This is a genomic window from Bacillus sp. J41TS8 (genome assembly GCF_018333035.1).
Classification (GTDB): domain Bacteria; phylum Bacillota; class Bacilli; order Bacillales; family Bacillaceae; genus Bacillus; species Bacillus paralicheniformis.
The window spans coordinates 40,337-55,857 of the sequence record NZ_BORF01000020.1; the positions used below are offsets into that span (position 1 = coordinate 40,337).

Below are 15,521 nucleotides of genomic sequence, written 5' to 3' on the forward strand. Positions count from 1 at the left end.
GCAAATGAAGAAACGGGTTAAAGCGCTTTAAAGGAGAGGATCATAAACAAAAAAAGCTCTCGCAAAAAGCGAGAGCTTTCTTTATGATTTGATCCAGTCAAGCATCACGTTCACGATCTCCTCCTGCTGTTTAACAGCTGGGATCTTCGCGGGACGATCCCCCCTTTGTTCGCCGTACATACCAAATTGGGCGTGGTTTCCCCCTTTGATTTCCTCAAACACTGTTGTATCAGGCAGGTTCTTTCCGGAGGCTGCTGTTTTTTCTTGAGTTGAAAGGCCATCGCGTTCACCTGATATAGAAAGAACACGGTACGGCGCACTTTTTATCGATTGTGAATCAGAAGGATAGGAGGCGAGAAAATAAAGCCCGTCAATCTTATCTGGATGCTTTTTGGCGTACATGGCTGCTGCCGCACCTCCTAAAGAATGTCCCCCGAGATACCAATGATCAATATTACTGTTATCTGTTATCATTCTTTCTGCTTGATTCGGATTGAATATGGCCAAAGAAAAAGGCATGCGCGGGATAAAGACACTGTAACCATTTTGTTTCAGCTTTTCGCCGATGTAAGCATAAGCAAGCGGTTCAACTTTTGCCCCAGGATATAAAATGATCCCGGTATTTGCCCCATCCGCTTGAAAAGTGTAAACACCGTTTTTACTTTCGACTTGATCAAGGTTGATCATCTTTTTGAGTTTGTTTGATGGTTCATATGTGAAACGGCTCCACACAAAAAACGCGCTGAATAACAGAACAAAAACTGCGACTAACGAAAAAACCGCAGTTTTCAAAACCTTTCTTCGTTGCATGTTTCACCAGGCTTCCTCTGCTTGGTTTTAATTTAGCTCCCGGAAAATCCACCGCAACTCGGCCGTCGGAAGTTCAGCTTCCGCATCCTCCCTGTTGCAGTTTGCAGACAAAGGTAATGGAAAACCGATTTACTCGTATCGGCAGCAATCAGGCCGAAGGTACTTTTCCATGATTTAAAATGTGCTGGAGTTCATTAAGCCTTTGAATTTGATAAGTCGGCTCAATGTCCGTATGATTCGCTGACATGTCTGGATTCATCCAGCATGTATCCAATCCGGCCAGCCGCCCCCCTTTTATGTCCGCTGTCAATGAATCCCCGATGATCAGCCCTTGATCGGCAGAAAAATGAGGAATTCGTTCAAAAACGTAATCAAAGTATTCTTTCATCGGTTTTTGAAAACCGGTGTCCTCTGAAACAAAAATCCCTTTAAACATCGGGTATAATCCCGAAGCTTGCAGACGCTTATACTGCGTTTTTGAAATACCGTTCGTCACGATATATAAATCATATTGATCCTGCAGGCTTTCAATTAATTCAAAAGCGCCGTCTATCAGTTGATGCCCTTCTTCAAGGAAGCTGCGATACTTCTCCTCAAGCAAAACGCCGTCAGCCTCTAGACCATATTCTTTGAATAAAAGGGAAAAACGCGTATTGACCACTTGGCCGCGGTCTATCTCCCCTTTTTCAAACGCCCTCCATAAACCTTGATTGATACGTCTATAATTCGCTTCTATTTCAGCTGTTAAAGGAATTTGCTGTTCCTGAAAAAGCTTCCGCAGTGCTGACTTTTCCGCTGCACCGAAGTCTAATAGTGTGTCATCCACATCAAAAAATAAAGTACGATAATTTTTCACAGATGTTCCTCCATTTAGCTTTTTAACAGTCGATCTTGCTGTCCTCTATGGCCTCAAGCTCGTTTTTCAGCAAGCTCATCGTCTCTGCCTTTTCATTTTCTGTCTGAATGTCAAACGCCAGCTGCTCTGTAAACTCCCATATGTCCTCCAGTCTTCGCCTGATCTGATAAAACCGCAATGCGTTCTGATCAATTTCAAACCCTTTATGAGTCTCGCGATAAACCCGCAAAAACTCTTGTACATACGGTTGATTGGCAAAAAATATCAGATCCGCTTCAACAGGGGCCAATTTCAAGCCCTCCCAATCGATCAGAATCAATTCCCCGCCCGTTTTCATCATATTCCATCCATGAATATCTGTATGGCACAAAGCCAATCTTCTGTCGCTGCATTTCAAATCATCCGCCAGGGACAAGGCTGCCTCCATCATCTCGCGGATTGATCCGATGTAGGGTTGAATGAGTGGCGCCAGCTCACAAGGAAGGTGATCAAGCCATTGTTTCATCTCGCCTAAAAACGAAATATCATAGTTTTCTTTTATTCTTTCTGTCTTCACCGGGATCGTCTCGTCATATCGGTGCAGCTCCGCTATGATGCTGGCGAGCTTCTCCTCGCAGCCTTTGCCGAGCGGCCGGCCACCAATGGTTTCCCCGGCGATGTATTCATAAAGCACATAAACCGCATCATCATCTTCGCACTTGTATTCTCCATTTGTTGTTAAAAGCGGCACAGGCAGCTTCCCGCTGAGAGCGGTGCGGTCACTCAGCCACCTGAGAACAGGCATATAATCATCAATCAGAGCCGTCCATTTCGCTGTCGATGCCCTATTTTTATCATACACTTTTAGAAAGAAAGCGGCTTTTCCATCGGTTACTTGATAAGCGAGTGCTGTCCATCCCCCTTGCTCGGGAGAAATGTTCACACTGTCGATTCCATAATGGCCCTTCAATATTTTTTTAAGACTGAACATGGCGTTCACCTCCGCAAAAAACACACTCCCGGCTCACCTGCCGGGAGTGCGGCCATCATCTGATTAGTCAATTACCTTTGCATCAGGCTTCAGCTGCTGAACGCGTCTCACGTACTGTTTGACTTTCTCGGCTTCTGCGAAAAGATATTGTTCAGCCAGATGTTCAGCGACTGCTGCCGCTGTCTCTTCAAACAGATCCCACATCTTAAACAAACTGTTCCATACACGCTCATAACCAGCTGGCGGATATGTCTCCAAAAGCCTTTCCCACGTATTTCGATCAACATAGCGATCAAGAAACTTTGCATTCTTGCCTATGCTCAGCGAAAAGCCCGTTTCAAAACCGACCTTCCATTCGAGCATTTTCAGCAGCATGGCCCTGACGAGGTTTAAATGATCGAGTGCATAAAGAATTTCCTGCCGCCACAACCCTTTGGCCACATATGTCGACGTCCACCAAAATTCATTGCAGCAGTCGGCGAAGCATTGCGGGGACGGTTTTTGCACCCAATATTCCCGATCCGTCGGCGGCGGGATAACGGGCAGGTCCTGATCCTTATCGAGCAGGATCACGGTTAATCCGTCTTCCCGGCAGTATTCCAGCTTTTCTTCAAGAGGCACAAGAATCAAATCAATGCGGCTACCGTCAGTAAATAACATCAAATAAGAAAAGCGGTTGCCAAGCTCATTCGGAAACAGCTCCATCGCTTCCGGCGTCTGCATGATGATCCGCTCCCCAAAAACGTCAACCCAGCCCGGCTCATCAAGAAAAGACTGCATATCTGTTACAACATAGACCATATCATAATCGCGAAAAGGGTCTTTCGGAACATTCGGATTCGTCCGCGAACCGTTCATACCGACCGCTCTAACGCGGTCGTCCTCCCGTGCGACCTTCAGCACCAAATCGATGATTTCCTGCTCTGTACGCATGTATATCAACCTCCTCTTTTTAATGGTTATAGAAAAACTTGATGAGGAGGTCCGCGATTACGTGGTTATATGAAATGCTCAGGAAACGTCGTCATCAATATACCCTCCCTCTTTTAACGAATGGCTTTCAGATCGTCTTCAAGGCGATCCAGCTGTGAAGAAAAGCCTTCGGCCATCCCTTTATCATGATTTGTTGAAGATCTTCCTCTCAAGAAACTGTGAACGCGTTACCAGTTTACCTTTGGAGTTCTTCATATTTCTCCTCAACCACCATCTCCGGCATCTCGGGAACAGGATTCCCTTCCTCATCTGCCGAACATATCTTTTCATGGATGTCCTGATAAACGCCTTTACCAAAAGTTAATACGTCCATGAAATTACCCTGGGTCTGACTTGTGCACTCTATGCAATAATCCCATTCACCATTGAAAACCAAAAAAACAGCTTTCAGTTTTCCTCCTTTTGGCCGCCACCAGCAATTTAATATAACGAAAAAGTTCTTTTCCCAACAAAAAATTCCTATAAGCAGAGATCTTCACCTTAGAGGTTATGCTTAACCCGTCAACATCCTATTCAACATTAACAACTGCTGGGGTTACTTTTTTAAAGAATAAAACTCCGTCATACTGTTGAACCGGCTTGAAAGAAATACGCAAGCCTCCTCCCTCAAAAGCCTTCCACTTTTTTCCCCCCACTTTGAAGCACATGGTATAAAAAAATTGGGATGGGGTGAATTGCTGAGCAGCCACTCCATGTGCTTTTTGTTAACTTTTTTGATAGGATGATCGCCTCCTTGGTTGTCACCCATTCTTCCTTCTCCCGCGTAAAGACCAATAACAAAACTGTCCTCTTTCATAAATTCCGGAAGGTTTTCTACAAATGATCGATATGGTGAAAACCGATTGACGCTGCTTTGTTTTTTGATGTGAAGGTTGTGAGCCCAAATGATAAATTTCTCATCAGGATAAACATGCTGAGATAAAAATTCAAGATTCTTCGCCATTAATTCATCACGATATTCAAACAATTTTGAAAAACCTTTTGTAAAATTCGCCTTAAAATAATTGAGTCTGTTTTTCATCGTCTGTAACACGACATCACGAAGCATAGCAGAGGGGAAAGTCTGTTTTTCAAGCTCCCTTATCAGTCCTTGGCCTATTCTTTCAATTTCTTCTACTGTTTTCCTAAAACGCCGCTTTAACATATAATCTTTATCGAGCATCTCATTTGTACGCGTATCAAATGTTACAAACGTTTTCCTGAGATCCCCTGTCAAATGCGAACGCATGTAGGAGGAAAAGTGCTTATCCATGCTCTGCTGAACATCAACGCCTGTTAAATGCAAAGGCTGCCGCTGTTGAGTTTCCTTCATATACTCAAACAAATCAAGCATAAATTCGTTTTGCCAAACTTTCCCGATGGAACCGGACATATTTTCTTTGGCACTAAGTTCTTCTGAAAGATAATTTCCTATGCTGCAATCTCCCAATTCACTTTCGAAAGCAAGAATACGAAATCCTAATTCCTGATGCAGATATTTGATCAAGCTTGCCTTCGCCTCAATATATTCTTTGACGCAATGGCTGCTTTCACCAAGAAATACAAATCTTTTATTTCGCAATATCTCTTTTAAGGAGCCGAATTTGTAACCATCAATCCCCCCAATATTAATCGACTCATCTCTTATTTCATCAAATAAATCATTCACTGTTTTAGCCTCCTCCCACAATCGCTTGGTCATTGTTTGAATTGTACAATTTGGTGTAAAACCCTTGGTTGCGAATCAATTGTAAATGGTTGCCCATCTCTTGAATCTCTCCGTCTTTTAGCACTAATATGAGATCTGCATCCTTAATCGTACTTAGCCTGTGAGCTATGACAATGCGCGTGCACTGATTGAACATCTAAATGAACCGGCCGAAAAAAGGTGTGAAAACCCTGCGCCAGCAAATGTTTTATTTACGAATCTTGACCAGCTGCCGCTCCTCAAAATAAAACATGCCTGCAATTTCATCCATGTATTTCTTTTTATCCAGCTTGACATGCTTGCCCAGCTGAAGAGCGTTTATATCAATGAAAAAGTCTAAGCGGTCGTCTTTTTCTCTGTCTTCCTCACCGTCCCAGCAAGAGTAAACTTCTATATCTTCACCCTCGGGCATATTTGAATTGATATAGCTGAATAGCGCCCTTATGTCATTTCCCGGTCTATGTAAACAGCCGGTCGCCTCATATACAAACGGCTTGCTGAATTTTGTTTTGACCATTTCGTACCCTTGATCAAGCTCAGCGATACTAATCAAACCTTCTTTTGTTTGGTCCTGGAAGCTCCCCAACGGAAGCTCCTGATCGGCTGCAATAAAATGGTGGAGTGTCAACTGTCTTCCCTCTTCTTTCCTGTATAAAAAAAGAACCCTATTAAAGGGTTCTTCAAATGGCTCATTTTTCCTGCTTAGCAGTTGTTTCCGTCAAGGTCGCACTGCAAGCCGTCAACAGGTTTTTGTTTGCTTTCTTTTTCGATCACCTGTTCAAACACTTCCCTCGCAGCGGCCCCGGCGATCCGTTCATTGCCAATGATAAATGTCGGAACGGCCGTAATGCCTGCTTCTTCGTAAGCGTGTTGGAGCGCCTTCCGCTGCACGTCCTGATATGTTCTGGAGCTTAAAGCTTCTTTAAAAGCCTGCTCATCCAGTCCGGCTTCTTTAGCCAGCGCTGTTAATACGTCGATGTCGCCAATATTTTGATCTTCCTGGAAAAAGGCTTGATAAACCCGGTCATTGTACGCTTTCGCTTTACCGTGTTCTTTTGCAAAGTGATAGCCTTCATGAGCCAAATCTGTATAAGGATGCGGTGAGACGTTTGGCAGCTTCATGTTGACGTCCCAAGCCTCGATTCGCGGCTTAATGGCGCCGTCCCACATTGCCAATTTGGACGGGTCGTTTAACGGATCAAGCTGCTCAGATGGACGCGGCCTCAGTTCGAATGGCAGCCACTCGACTTCCACATCTTTGCCTTCGATCGCTTTTTCGAATTGGTCTTTTCCGAGGAAACAGAATGGACAGACATAATCGGAATATACTTTAATATTTATCGTCATGTTTTTTCTTCCTTTCTTATATGCAATCAACCATATGTAACAATAATAGTTACAATTATCTCTCCTGTCAATCTTTTTAGCATGAAGCTAAAATCGGCAATGATCGGGAACTTTCTGCTGTGTATATCGTAATATGATGAGTTACAGCTTGCGCCATCCACTTCTTTGACATTATATCGATAAGGAGTTTATCAAATGAAAACAGAAAACAACAATAGCATGAAACCGTTTTTCACCATGATTCTCACATCCGGCGTCCCCAGGCTGGCTTTAACCGTCGGTTTGGCCGCAAGCCTCGTCACTACATTGGTCGGCCTGTCCATTCCACTGTTGACAAGGGAAATGGTTGACGGCTTTTCCGTCCATTCGATCAATCTGGCCTTAGCGGGAATCCTTGCGCTCGTTTTTATTGTTCAAGCGGTCTGCGACGGGTTTTCGACCTATTTTCTTTCCTATGCCGGGCAAAAAGTGGTCGCTTCCCTGCGCGAGCGTATGTGGTTCAAGCTGCTGCGCCTGCCTGTCCGCTACTTTGACGAAAAGACGAGCGGTGAAACCGTCAGCCGTGTTGTCAATGACACCGGCATTGTTGAAAGCTTGATTTCCGACCATTTTCCGCAGTTTGTTTCCGGCATCATCACCATTGTCGGATCGGTGATCATTTTGCTGATCATGGATTGGAAAATGACACTGCTCATGCTGATCTCCGTTCCGATCACGACCTTCATCATGATCCCGCTCGGCATGAAAATGCAGCGCATCTCCAAAACGCTGCAGGATGAAACAGCTTCCTTCACCGGACATGTCCAGCAGACATTAAGCGAAATCAGATTAATGAAAGCATCAAACGCCGAGCATACAGAAAAAATGAAAGGGCTATCAGGCATTTCGAAGCTCTTTCAATACGGACTCAAGGAAGCCCGTATATTTGCGCTTGTCTCCCCGTTTATGCACCTTGTCATTATGATTGTGATCGTCGCCATCATCGGCTACGGCGGCATCCGCGTCTCTGAGGGGACGATGTCGGCAGGTTCACTGATCGCCTTTTTGCTTTATCTGTTTCAAATCATCTTCCCGATCACATCGTTCACAATGTTTTTCACTCAGCTGCAAAAAGCAAAAGGGGCAACAGAGCGGATCATCGAGATTTTGCATACTGAAGAGGAAGAGGGCCAGGAAGGGCTTGAGATGGATATCTCCAATCTTCCGATACATGTCGAGAATGTATCTTTCTCTTACGGCGATGACGAGCCTGTCTTGCGGGAGGTATCTTTCGACGTCGATCCCGGGCAGATGATTGCATTTGTCGGTCCGAGCGGCGGCGGAAAAACGACGATGTTCGGCCTCTTGGAACGATTTTACGAACCGGACTCAGGGGCCATTAACATCGGGGAAACACCGATCAACAAACTGTCGATGAAATCGTGGCGCAGCCAGATCGGCTACGTATCTCAAGACAGCCCGATGATATCCGGCACCATCCGTGAGAACTTATGCTATGGCTTGGACTACGCCGACAGCATTGACGATCCAGAACTGTGGAAAGTCGCGGAAATGGCTTATGCCGACACATTTATTAAACAATTTCCAGAGCAGCTTGATACGGAAGTCGGCGAACGCGGCGTCAAGCTGTCCGGCGGACAAAGACAGCGGATCGCCATCGCTCGCGCCTTTCTGCGTGACCCAAAAATTTTAATGATGGACGAAGCGACAGCCAGCCTCGACAGCCAATCAGAAGCCATCGTCCAGCAGGCGCTTGCCCGCCTCATGGAAGGCCGCACCACCTTCGTCATCGCCCACCGGCTATCGACAATCGTGAACGCGGACCAAATTATATTTATCGAAAAAGGCGAGATCACAGGGCGGGGGCGGCACCACGAGCTGATTGCTTCGCATGCGCTGTATCGTGAGTTTGCGGAGCGGCAGTTGACGTGAACTTTTATGAATGGAGGTCATTCACATGAACTTTCAACTCGAGGAAGCAATCGAAATCCTGGAGCGCACACCACAAACGCTGAGTCAGCTGCTGACCGGATTATCAAGTCCCTGGATCAGCTGCAATGAAGGCGAAGACACGTGGAACGCCTTTGATGTCGTCGGCCATCTGATTGAAGGAGAAAAAAACAATTGGTTACCGCGCATCAAATTGATCGTGACAGAAGGAGCAACAGAACCTTTTCCGCCGTTCGACCGCTTCAGCCAGTTGAATCAAAACGACGGAAAAACGATGGAACAGTTGCTTAACGAGTTTGCAGACATCAGACGGGCGAACCTGAAAACATTACAGCAGATCATTGATCCTGAAACCGACTTCGAACAAACGGGGATGCACCCTGAGTTTGGAATCGTCAAACTGAGAGAACAGATCTCGACATGGGTTGCCCACGACCTTACTCACATCTCGCAAATTGCAAGAGTGCTGGCGAAACGGTATCAGGATGATGTCGGCCCTTGGAGGGCTTATTTGCGGATTTTAGCGGACTAAATAAAAAACACCCGCTCGTTTTACAACGGGCGGGTGTTAGATTTTTCGGCTCAACACTACCTGCCAGACTTCGAAAAAAAACAAGTAAGATATGAGGAATGAACCCATTGAATCTTCAACACCAATCAAGGCAACGTATTATGAGCTGATTTCTCTTACAGGTCCTGCTTTCCGTTTGTAATGCGAACTGAAAGTCACCAAAACAGCGACAATCGCAATCGTAACCTCCAATGCCCCAAACCATGTAATAGAAGCGAGCGATATTTTTTCCACAAAAACTCCTCCGATGCCTGCACCTACGGCCATGGCGAATTGCATCATCGATTGATTGATGCCGAGCAATACACCTGACAATTCCGGTTCGAGCGTCGCTAAGTGATATTGCTGTGTCGGGCCGATAGACCATGCGGCAAACGACCATAATATGAGAATCAACAGTACTCCGACATAGGAATGGGTGACAAGCGACAGTAAAATCAGTGCGATGATATGCAGCGCCATCCCGCCAACGAGTGTAAAAGGAACGCCCCATTTATCGGTGCTATATCCGCCAAACTTCGATCCAACCAAGCTGGCGATTCCAAATATAAGCAAAAAGCCGCTAAGCAAATTGCCGCTTATCCCTGAAACGGTCAGAAGGTAAGGAGACAGATAAGTATATGCAACGGAATACCCTCCGAGCCAGAAAAAAGTGATTGATAACCCCATTGCTACTTTCCGGTTCTTTAAAAGAGAAAGCTGTTGAAGCAAAGGAACAGGCTTATCGCCTTCGGTATGCGGCAAGATTAAGAATATAACAATCATTGCGATGAATCCCAGTAAAGCAATTCCTCCAAATACAGACTTCCAGCCTAATGCTTCTGCCGTCATTCTTCCGAGTGGAACACCTATGATCAGAGAAGCGGTAAACCCCATGACCACTGTAGCAATTGCACTGCCCTGCTTACCCGCCGGAGCGATTTTGGCGGCAATCGTTAATGCCGTGACCACAACCATGCCTGCCCCCAATGCCATAATGACCCGCGCTGCAACAAACCAGCCATAGCCAGGCAGGGTAAAGGCCAGAATATTTCCGATCACAAACAAAGCGAGAGCATACATCATTAACTTGCGCCTATCCATACTTGCCGTCAACGCCATGAGAACCGGTGTGAAAACTGCATACACAAGTGAAAAGATCGTAATCAGCTGGCCCGCGGCAGCTAAAGTTATTCCGAGTGTTTGGGCGATCTGATCCAAAATCCCGGAAATAATGTACTCTGAGGTCCCTACCAAAAAACTGATGATCGCTAAAATATAAATTTTCCAAGCACTAAACATCATCGTTCGCTCCTTCTTCGTTTTATACATTTACATATCACGAAATAACGATATGTAAATCAAAAAATAAACACATCGGAATATGTCGATATGTATGGTGTAAAAATAAACATCATCTAGAGATGTTTATTTTTTGAATGCTCATATCTCTGTTTTAAGAAAGTCAGCAAGCTTTCTGATGGCCTCTTCGTCTCTTTTGTAGTACGTATACTTTCCGATTCGTTCCGCCTTAATCAAGCCGGCTCTTAAAAGAATAGCGAGATATTGAGAAGCCGTTGATTGCGTCATTTTCAATTTGTCTGTGATTTGGCTGACACATACCCCGATTGTGTTCATATCAATCCCTTCATGGGGTTCAAAATGACGATCAGGCTCCTTCAGCCATTGCAAAATTTGCAGCCTTGATTCATTTGATAAAGCTTTGAAAACTTCAATAGGTTCCATACCAATCATTATATCTTCATATCGCAAATTGTCAATATGTTATATGCCCGTTTATTTTTTCTTCGGGTAATTGAAATATTGTGAAAGAGGATTAAAAAAACTTCCACCATTGCTTTTTGGAAAAGACAGCAACATATATTTCTTTATAAACTCACTCATAACATGTGATGATACAACGGTAATTTTTACTTCTTGAACGACACATTCCCTACCTTTTTACCGTTGGCGTTTGACATGAATACCAACACGCATACGTTGGTAGATCGAAAAATAATTGTTAGTTGCCATACTTATATAAGTTTGCAATAGCACCACACTTTGGACGGAGTGAAGGATAAGATAATATTTCTAACAAAAAGCGATACCCTCTTCCAAATCGAGAATTATAAAATTTGGTGTATTGAGTATATTCTAGTTCTTTATATTATTGTAGATATCAACTCCGAAAATTAACAGAACTCCAGTTCCCGCAGCCCACATAACTATACTGACAGTTTGCCAAACGATGATCCTTTTTTTATTTGCTTTCGCTATTATACATACCAATGCTCCAATGTGATTTGTTCCTATTATAGGACCCAAAAGTGAGATCCCGGGAACTCCGTACTTATTGAAGTATGACTTTGCTTTTTGAAAACGTCTGTTAATGTAATGATCAGTGTTATTCTTTTCTTTTTTGGAAAACCAAGATCTCACAAAAGAAGAAAATACTATTACAGCCATAACAGACAGCCAGTTAGCGGTAGCCCCCACTAAAACTACGAGAATAAATGGTAGGCCTAAAAGTATTCCGATTGGTACAGCTACGAAAGCCTCAAGGAAAGGCACAAATCCAATTATAAATACTGCTATAAATTGATAAATAATATTGACTTCTTCTACCCTTTGGAAAATTTCTTGAACCAAAACTAAAACCTCCGTAAATAAGCTTTATACACAGAAAGTGGGAGCGCCAATTTTTTTCTTTAGCCATTGGGTGTACTCTTTTTCAATTAATCATTCTTGTAACTTTGACATATAAGCAAAAGCATTTTTAAGAAAGGCTCTTTCTTCTTCCGTGAAGGGATTGAGTATATTAGGTTCATTATATTGAACCGTTGATTCTATTTCTGCTGTATCAATCTTTAATAACGTTCTGTTAGAAATATCTACCAACTGTTTGATAAATTTTAATGCTTCATCGGATTCAGGATTTGTTTCGTTTGCTATAAGTTCCTTCAAATCCATAAACAATGAAAAGTACTCTTTATCTAAATTAGCTCTTTCACTGCTTCTAAAATTGTGAATAGAACCTTTAGCTTGACTATATTCATTAAAATTTTCCTCTTCAAAAAGAATAGAGTGAATAATAAAGCTAAATAATTTTATATCTACCTTTTCATACCCTGAGATAATAGTTTTCATATGATCCAACTGATCAATCGTTTGACGAATTCTTTCTTGTTCTGCAATAAGTTCTCTTTTTTTGAATGAAATTGAATAGCTAAGTTGCTGTTCTTCTATAAATTGCGATTTTAATAAATCTGCGATGTCTTTAAGTGAAAAGCCTATGAATTTAAGAGATTGTATTTGTTGTAAACGTGAGAGTTCATCAAGGCTATAAAGTCGGTGTCCTCCTTCTTTGTAGTCGGTTGGTATTAGCAAACCAATTTTATCGTAATACCTAAGTGTTCTTATAGAAACTCCTGTTCGTTTAGCCAATTGTCCGATTGTCAACATATTATTTGACATGCGAATACCTCTTTTCTATATTTTCATCTTTACTTTTAATGTAAGGAATGGCTGGATAATAATATGGTTTTTGAAAAGCTATTCGAATAATAGCATACATGATTATTAATGTTTCTATAGCCAATATAACGTACTTAACCCATGAAGGCAGAAAACTACCAATTACAAACAATGGGAAAATCGTCAAATGAAAGTTAAGTGCTTTGCGACTTGATTCACCGTAATATAAGTCTTTCTTTCTTGAAATTAAAAACATAATAAGGGGAGGTATAACACCAAGAATAAGTGAAATTCCAAGCATTAATTGTACTGAAAAGATTGCTTTTTTTGATGGCTCTTCATCCATTTTAGTCACCTTTCCTATCTATTCTTCAATATAAGTGTAAAAGGTGACGTGAGTAGAGTATCAAGAAAATTTCAGTACAAAAAATCGTTGCCATTCAGGCAATTTTTGTGTATATTGTACATATTGTATATATTGTGTATAAATAAAAGAGGTTTTGAAATGAAAATTATAATTTCGAATCGTTCAAAGCAACCCATTTATGAACAAATTTACACCCAAATTAAGGATCATATTCTTGCCGATGAATTGAAGCCTGGACAGCCGCTGCCTTCTATGCGCCAATTGGCAAAAGATCTAAATGTCAGCCTTATTACGTCAAAGCGCGCCTATGAAGAACTTGAGAAGAATGCCTTCATTTATTCCGTAGTCGGGAAAGGCTCTTTTGTATCAGATCAGAATAACGAAATGATGAAAGAAGGAAAAATGAAAGCAATTGAAGAGCAGTTGACAGCAGCGATAAAAAACAGCAAAGACATTGGCGTTCCCCTTACAGAATTAAAAGATTTGCTTACCATTTTATATCAGGAGGAAGAATGATGGACAATGTAATTGAACTCCGGCATGTTCATAAATCGTTCGATGGTTTTCAACTAAAGGACTTTTCAATGAATGTAAAAAAAGGTTTTGTCACCGGATTTATCGGCGGAAATGGCGTGGGGAAATCGACAACGATTAAACTGATCATGAACTTATTGCAGCCTGACAGCGGAACGATTACGGTATTTGGCTTGAATTACAAGGAGCATGAGAAAGAAATCAAACAACGAATTGGCTTTGTATTTGATTCGAACATATTTTATGAACATTTAACATTGACTGAAATGAAAGATATTGTGAAAAGATCCTATGTCAATTGGGATGAACAAGTATTCAATGATTATGTGAACACATTTAACTTGCCGCTCACTAAAAAAATCAAGACGTTCTCAAAAGGGATGATGATGAAAGCATCATTAGCCGTCGCTTTGTCCCATCATGCGGAACTAATTATTATGGATGAACCGACGGCCGGACTGGACCCGATTTTCCGCCGTGAGCTGTTGGAAATCTTGCATCAGCTCATGCAAGATGGGGATAAGACGATCTTTTTTTCAACTCATATAACAACTGATTTAGATAAGATTGCAGATTATATCACGTTCATTCATAAAGGAGAGCATATCTTTACAAAGGACTTTTACGAGATTGAAGAACAATATGCAATTGTAAAAGGCGGCATGGAGTTGTTGGACCGGGAAACCGAACAGGAGTTTATAGCGGTTCGAAAATCAACTCATGGATTTGAAGCATTGACTGCGAATAAATCACGAACAGAAAACATTTTTGGGGATATGGTGTTAATTGAAAAACCGACTCTGGAAGATATTATGTTTTATACGAAGAAAGGAGCTAAAGAGCATGTTCAACTTAATACGTAAGGACATTGTCTTGCAGAAAAAAACATTGGCAGTTTTATTTTTGGGGTTATGTGTTTATTTAACATTAGATGCTTCCCCCATCTGGGTTGGAATTGCATTTAGTATTGCTATTTTTATGAATGCCATGTCAATAGATGAAAAGTCTTCTATACATATGCTTCTCAATTCTTTGCCTTATACACGAAAAGAAATTGTCAGTTCAAAGTATATTGTCGTCGTTCTCTTTACATCTATGGTGGCTGCAGCCATATTGATCGTAAACTTTATCATTCACCGGGAACTTACGATCTGGAAAGACATTTTGCTAATGGTCGCCATTGTGATGACAGCTGCTTCATTCATGCTGCCATTCTGTTATAAATTCAAAAGTAACTATTTGTTGATTGCTTCTATTGTTGCATTTGGCTTGTATATGCTAACGGTCAATTTTGTTGTTCAAAATTTGAACGATCAAATTAGAGAGTTGATTCACATGCTGCTATCCTTACAAAATGCTCTGCTGTATCTGATCGTTGCCATATCAATTATTACGCTATACGGGTGTTCATGGCTTCTGTCGATTCGGATTTATAGAAATAAGGTGTTTTAAAAAGGATGAGGCTTTTTCTTTCATTGACACCGCTTCATGTTCATCTGCGGATAAAAAACTGCACCGTCACACTTTTCGTCAGGTTGTTACGGTGCAGCGTATGATGGCGATGATGCAGACCAAAGCTGCTTGCAACCGCCTATTCCTGCTCAATAAACGAATACTTTTCTGGATCAGCCAATACATAAAAAAGTCCGAAGAACATCTTCCATCCACGAACCGGACTTCCGCATCTAAACTTTAAAGCTTCTCCTTCATCTAACGTAAACCTCAAAGTTTGGCTTACACACCAATCAATTTTCACTTGGATCTCATGTTCGCCAGGCTCCAAATCAATTCGCAGCCTCCCGCCATCTTTGATTTTCCCAGCCTCGACACCATCAATCAGCACTGAGAATTTTCTCATTTTATTCATCAACTGCGATGTTCTGTTGACTTCAATGTACGTCTCGTTGTTCATGGTTACACATCCTTTCAATTATAATCTAGCGCACTTTCAGACTACCAGAGTTCGATTTTTGATAAGAC

Annotated in this window: 19 protein-coding genes and 1 pseudogene; 5 read left to right on the forward strand and 15 right to left on the reverse strand. The window is 42.2% G+C overall.

Annotated elements, in window-relative coordinates; all coding sequences use genetic code 11:
- Positions 1 to 81: 81 nt before the first annotated feature.
- The 9 genes and pseudogenes from KI350_RS20915 to KI350_RS20950 all read right to left on the reverse strand — a co-directional run bounded on the left by KI350_RS20915 (position 82) and on the right by KI350_RS20950 (position 6,663).
- The gene (locus tag KI350_RS20915) at positions 82 to 810 is read right to left on the reverse strand and encodes an alpha/beta fold hydrolase (protein ID WP_020449941.1); all 729 of its coding nucleotides are present in this window, start codon (positions 808 to 810) and stop codon (positions 82 to 84) included.
- Positions 811 to 958: 148 nt separating this feature from the next.
- Positions 959 to 1,666, reverse strand: coding sequence for a YjjG family noncanonical pyrimidine nucleotidase (locus KI350_RS20920; RefSeq protein WP_020449940.1), 708 nt, complete (start codon positions 1,664 to 1,666; stop codon positions 959 to 961).
- A 22-nt stretch (positions 1,667 to 1,688) separates the two neighbouring features.
- On the reverse strand, positions 1,689 to 2,636 hold the full coding sequence (locus tag KI350_RS20925) for an aminoglycoside phosphotransferase family protein (RefSeq protein ID WP_020449939.1): 948 nt from the start codon (positions 2,634 to 2,636) through the stop codon (positions 1,689 to 1,691).
- 63 nt (positions 2,637 to 2,699) lie between these two features.
- On the reverse strand, positions 2,700 to 3,569 hold the full coding sequence (locus tag KI350_RS20930) for an aminoglycoside 6-adenylyltransferase (RefSeq protein WP_020449938.1): 870 nt from the start codon (positions 3,567 to 3,569) through the stop codon (positions 2,700 to 2,702).
- A gap of 235 nt (positions 3,570 to 3,804) precedes the next feature.
- Complete coding sequence (locus KI350_RS20935) at positions 3,805 to 3,942, reverse strand: hypothetical protein (protein ID WP_153247060.1); 138 nt, start codon at positions 3,940 to 3,942, stop codon at positions 3,805 to 3,807.
- A 222-nt stretch (positions 3,943 to 4,164) separates the two neighbouring features.
- Positions 4,165 to 5,277 (reverse strand): erythromycin esterase family protein, encoded by a 1,113-nt coding sequence (locus KI350_RS20940; RefSeq protein ID WP_236808634.1) that lies wholly within the window; start codon positions 5,275 to 5,277, stop codon positions 4,165 to 4,167.
- A gap of 4 nt (positions 5,278 to 5,281) precedes the next feature.
- Positions 5,282 to 5,458 (reverse strand): annotated as a pseudogene (locus tag KI350_RS23485) (hypothetical protein); the annotation flags it as partial.
- A gap of 66 nt (positions 5,459 to 5,524) precedes the next feature.
- Positions 5,525 to 5,944: a hypothetical protein gene (locus KI350_RS20945; RefSeq protein WP_020449935.1), complete on the reverse strand. Its 420-nt coding sequence runs from the start codon at positions 5,942 to 5,944 to the stop codon at positions 5,525 to 5,527.
- A 74-nt stretch (positions 5,945 to 6,018) separates the two neighbouring features.
- Positions 6,019 to 6,663: a DsbA family oxidoreductase gene (locus KI350_RS20950; protein WP_023857705.1), complete on the reverse strand. Its 645-nt coding sequence runs from the start codon at positions 6,661 to 6,663 to the stop codon at positions 6,019 to 6,021.
- A gap of 195 nt (positions 6,664 to 6,858) precedes the next feature.
- Between KI350_RS20950 and KI350_RS20955 the strand changes: the two genes are divergently transcribed.
- Both KI350_RS20955 and KI350_RS20960 read left to right on the forward strand, forming a co-directional pair.
- Positions 6,859 to 8,595, forward strand: a complete 1,737-nt coding sequence (locus KI350_RS20955; protein ID WP_025810869.1) for an ABC transporter ATP-binding protein — start codon at positions 6,859 to 6,861, stop codon at positions 8,593 to 8,595.
- 25 nt (positions 8,596 to 8,620) lie between these two features.
- Positions 8,621 to 9,145 carry a DinB family protein gene (locus KI350_RS20960; protein ID WP_025810870.1) on the forward strand — a complete coding sequence of 175 codons (525 nt, stop codon included), beginning with the start codon at positions 8,621 to 8,623 and terminating at the stop codon, positions 9,143 to 9,145.
- A 138-nt stretch (positions 9,146 to 9,283) separates the two neighbouring features.
- Here the strand turns inward: KI350_RS20960 and KI350_RS20965 are convergent, their stop codons facing one another.
- The 5 genes from KI350_RS20965 to KI350_RS20985 all read right to left on the reverse strand — a co-directional run bounded on the left by KI350_RS20965 (position 9,284) and on the right by KI350_RS20985 (position 12,986).
- A complete protein-coding gene (locus tag KI350_RS20965; RefSeq protein ID WP_025810871.1) occupies positions 9,284 to 10,465 on the reverse strand; it encodes an MFS transporter in 1,182 nt (393 codons plus the stop codon).
- A 141-nt stretch (positions 10,466 to 10,606) separates the two neighbouring features.
- A complete protein-coding gene (locus KI350_RS20970) occupies positions 10,607 to 10,909 on the reverse strand; it encodes an ArsR/SmtB family transcription factor (RefSeq protein ID WP_025810872.1) in 303 nt (100 codons plus the stop codon).
- Between the two features lie 411 nt (positions 10,910 to 11,320).
- On the reverse strand, positions 11,321 to 11,815 hold the full coding sequence (locus tag KI350_RS20975; RefSeq protein WP_025810873.1) for a small multi-drug export protein: 495 nt from the start codon (positions 11,813 to 11,815) through the stop codon (positions 11,321 to 11,323).
- A gap of 90 nt (positions 11,816 to 11,905) precedes the next feature.
- The gene (locus tag KI350_RS20980) at positions 11,906 to 12,640 is read right to left on the reverse strand and encodes a MerR family transcriptional regulator (protein ID WP_023857692.1); all 735 of its coding nucleotides are present in this window, start codon (positions 12,638 to 12,640) and stop codon (positions 11,906 to 11,908) included.
- A complete protein-coding gene (locus KI350_RS20985; protein WP_025810874.1) occupies positions 12,630 to 12,986 on the reverse strand; it encodes a DUF4870 domain-containing protein in 357 nt (118 codons plus the stop codon). Before KI350_RS20985 ends, KI350_RS20980 begins: the two co-directional genes overlap by 11 nt.
- A gap of 159 nt (positions 12,987 to 13,145) precedes the next feature.
- Between KI350_RS20985 and KI350_RS20990 the strand changes: the two genes are divergently transcribed.
- The 3 genes from KI350_RS20990 to KI350_RS21000 are packed head-to-tail and all read left to right on the forward strand — an operon-like array spanning position 13,146 to position 14,993.
- Positions 13,146 to 13,523 (forward strand): GntR family transcriptional regulator, encoded by a 378-nt coding sequence (locus tag KI350_RS20990; RefSeq protein WP_023857690.1) that lies wholly within the window; start codon positions 13,146 to 13,148, stop codon positions 13,521 to 13,523.
- The gene (locus KI350_RS20995; protein WP_023857689.1) at positions 13,523 to 14,404 is read left to right on the forward strand and encodes an ABC transporter ATP-binding protein; all 882 of its coding nucleotides are present in this window, start codon (positions 13,523 to 13,525) and stop codon (positions 14,402 to 14,404) included. Before KI350_RS20990 ends, KI350_RS20995 begins: the two co-directional genes overlap by 1 nt.
- Positions 14,385 to 14,993 carry an ABC-2 transporter permease gene (locus tag KI350_RS21000; protein WP_025810875.1) on the forward strand — a complete coding sequence of 203 codons (609 nt, stop codon included), beginning with the start codon at positions 14,385 to 14,387 and terminating at the stop codon, positions 14,991 to 14,993. The genes KI350_RS20995 and KI350_RS21000 overlap by 20 nt, the downstream gene beginning before the upstream one ends.
- Before the next feature lie 139 nt (positions 14,994 to 15,132).
- On the opposite strand, the gene KI350_RS21005 is transcribed toward KI350_RS21000, so the two are convergent.
- A complete protein-coding gene (locus KI350_RS21005; protein WP_025810876.1) occupies positions 15,133 to 15,453 on the reverse strand; it encodes a hypothetical protein in 321 nt (106 codons plus the stop codon).
- Positions 15,454 to 15,521 lie beyond the last annotated feature (68 nt).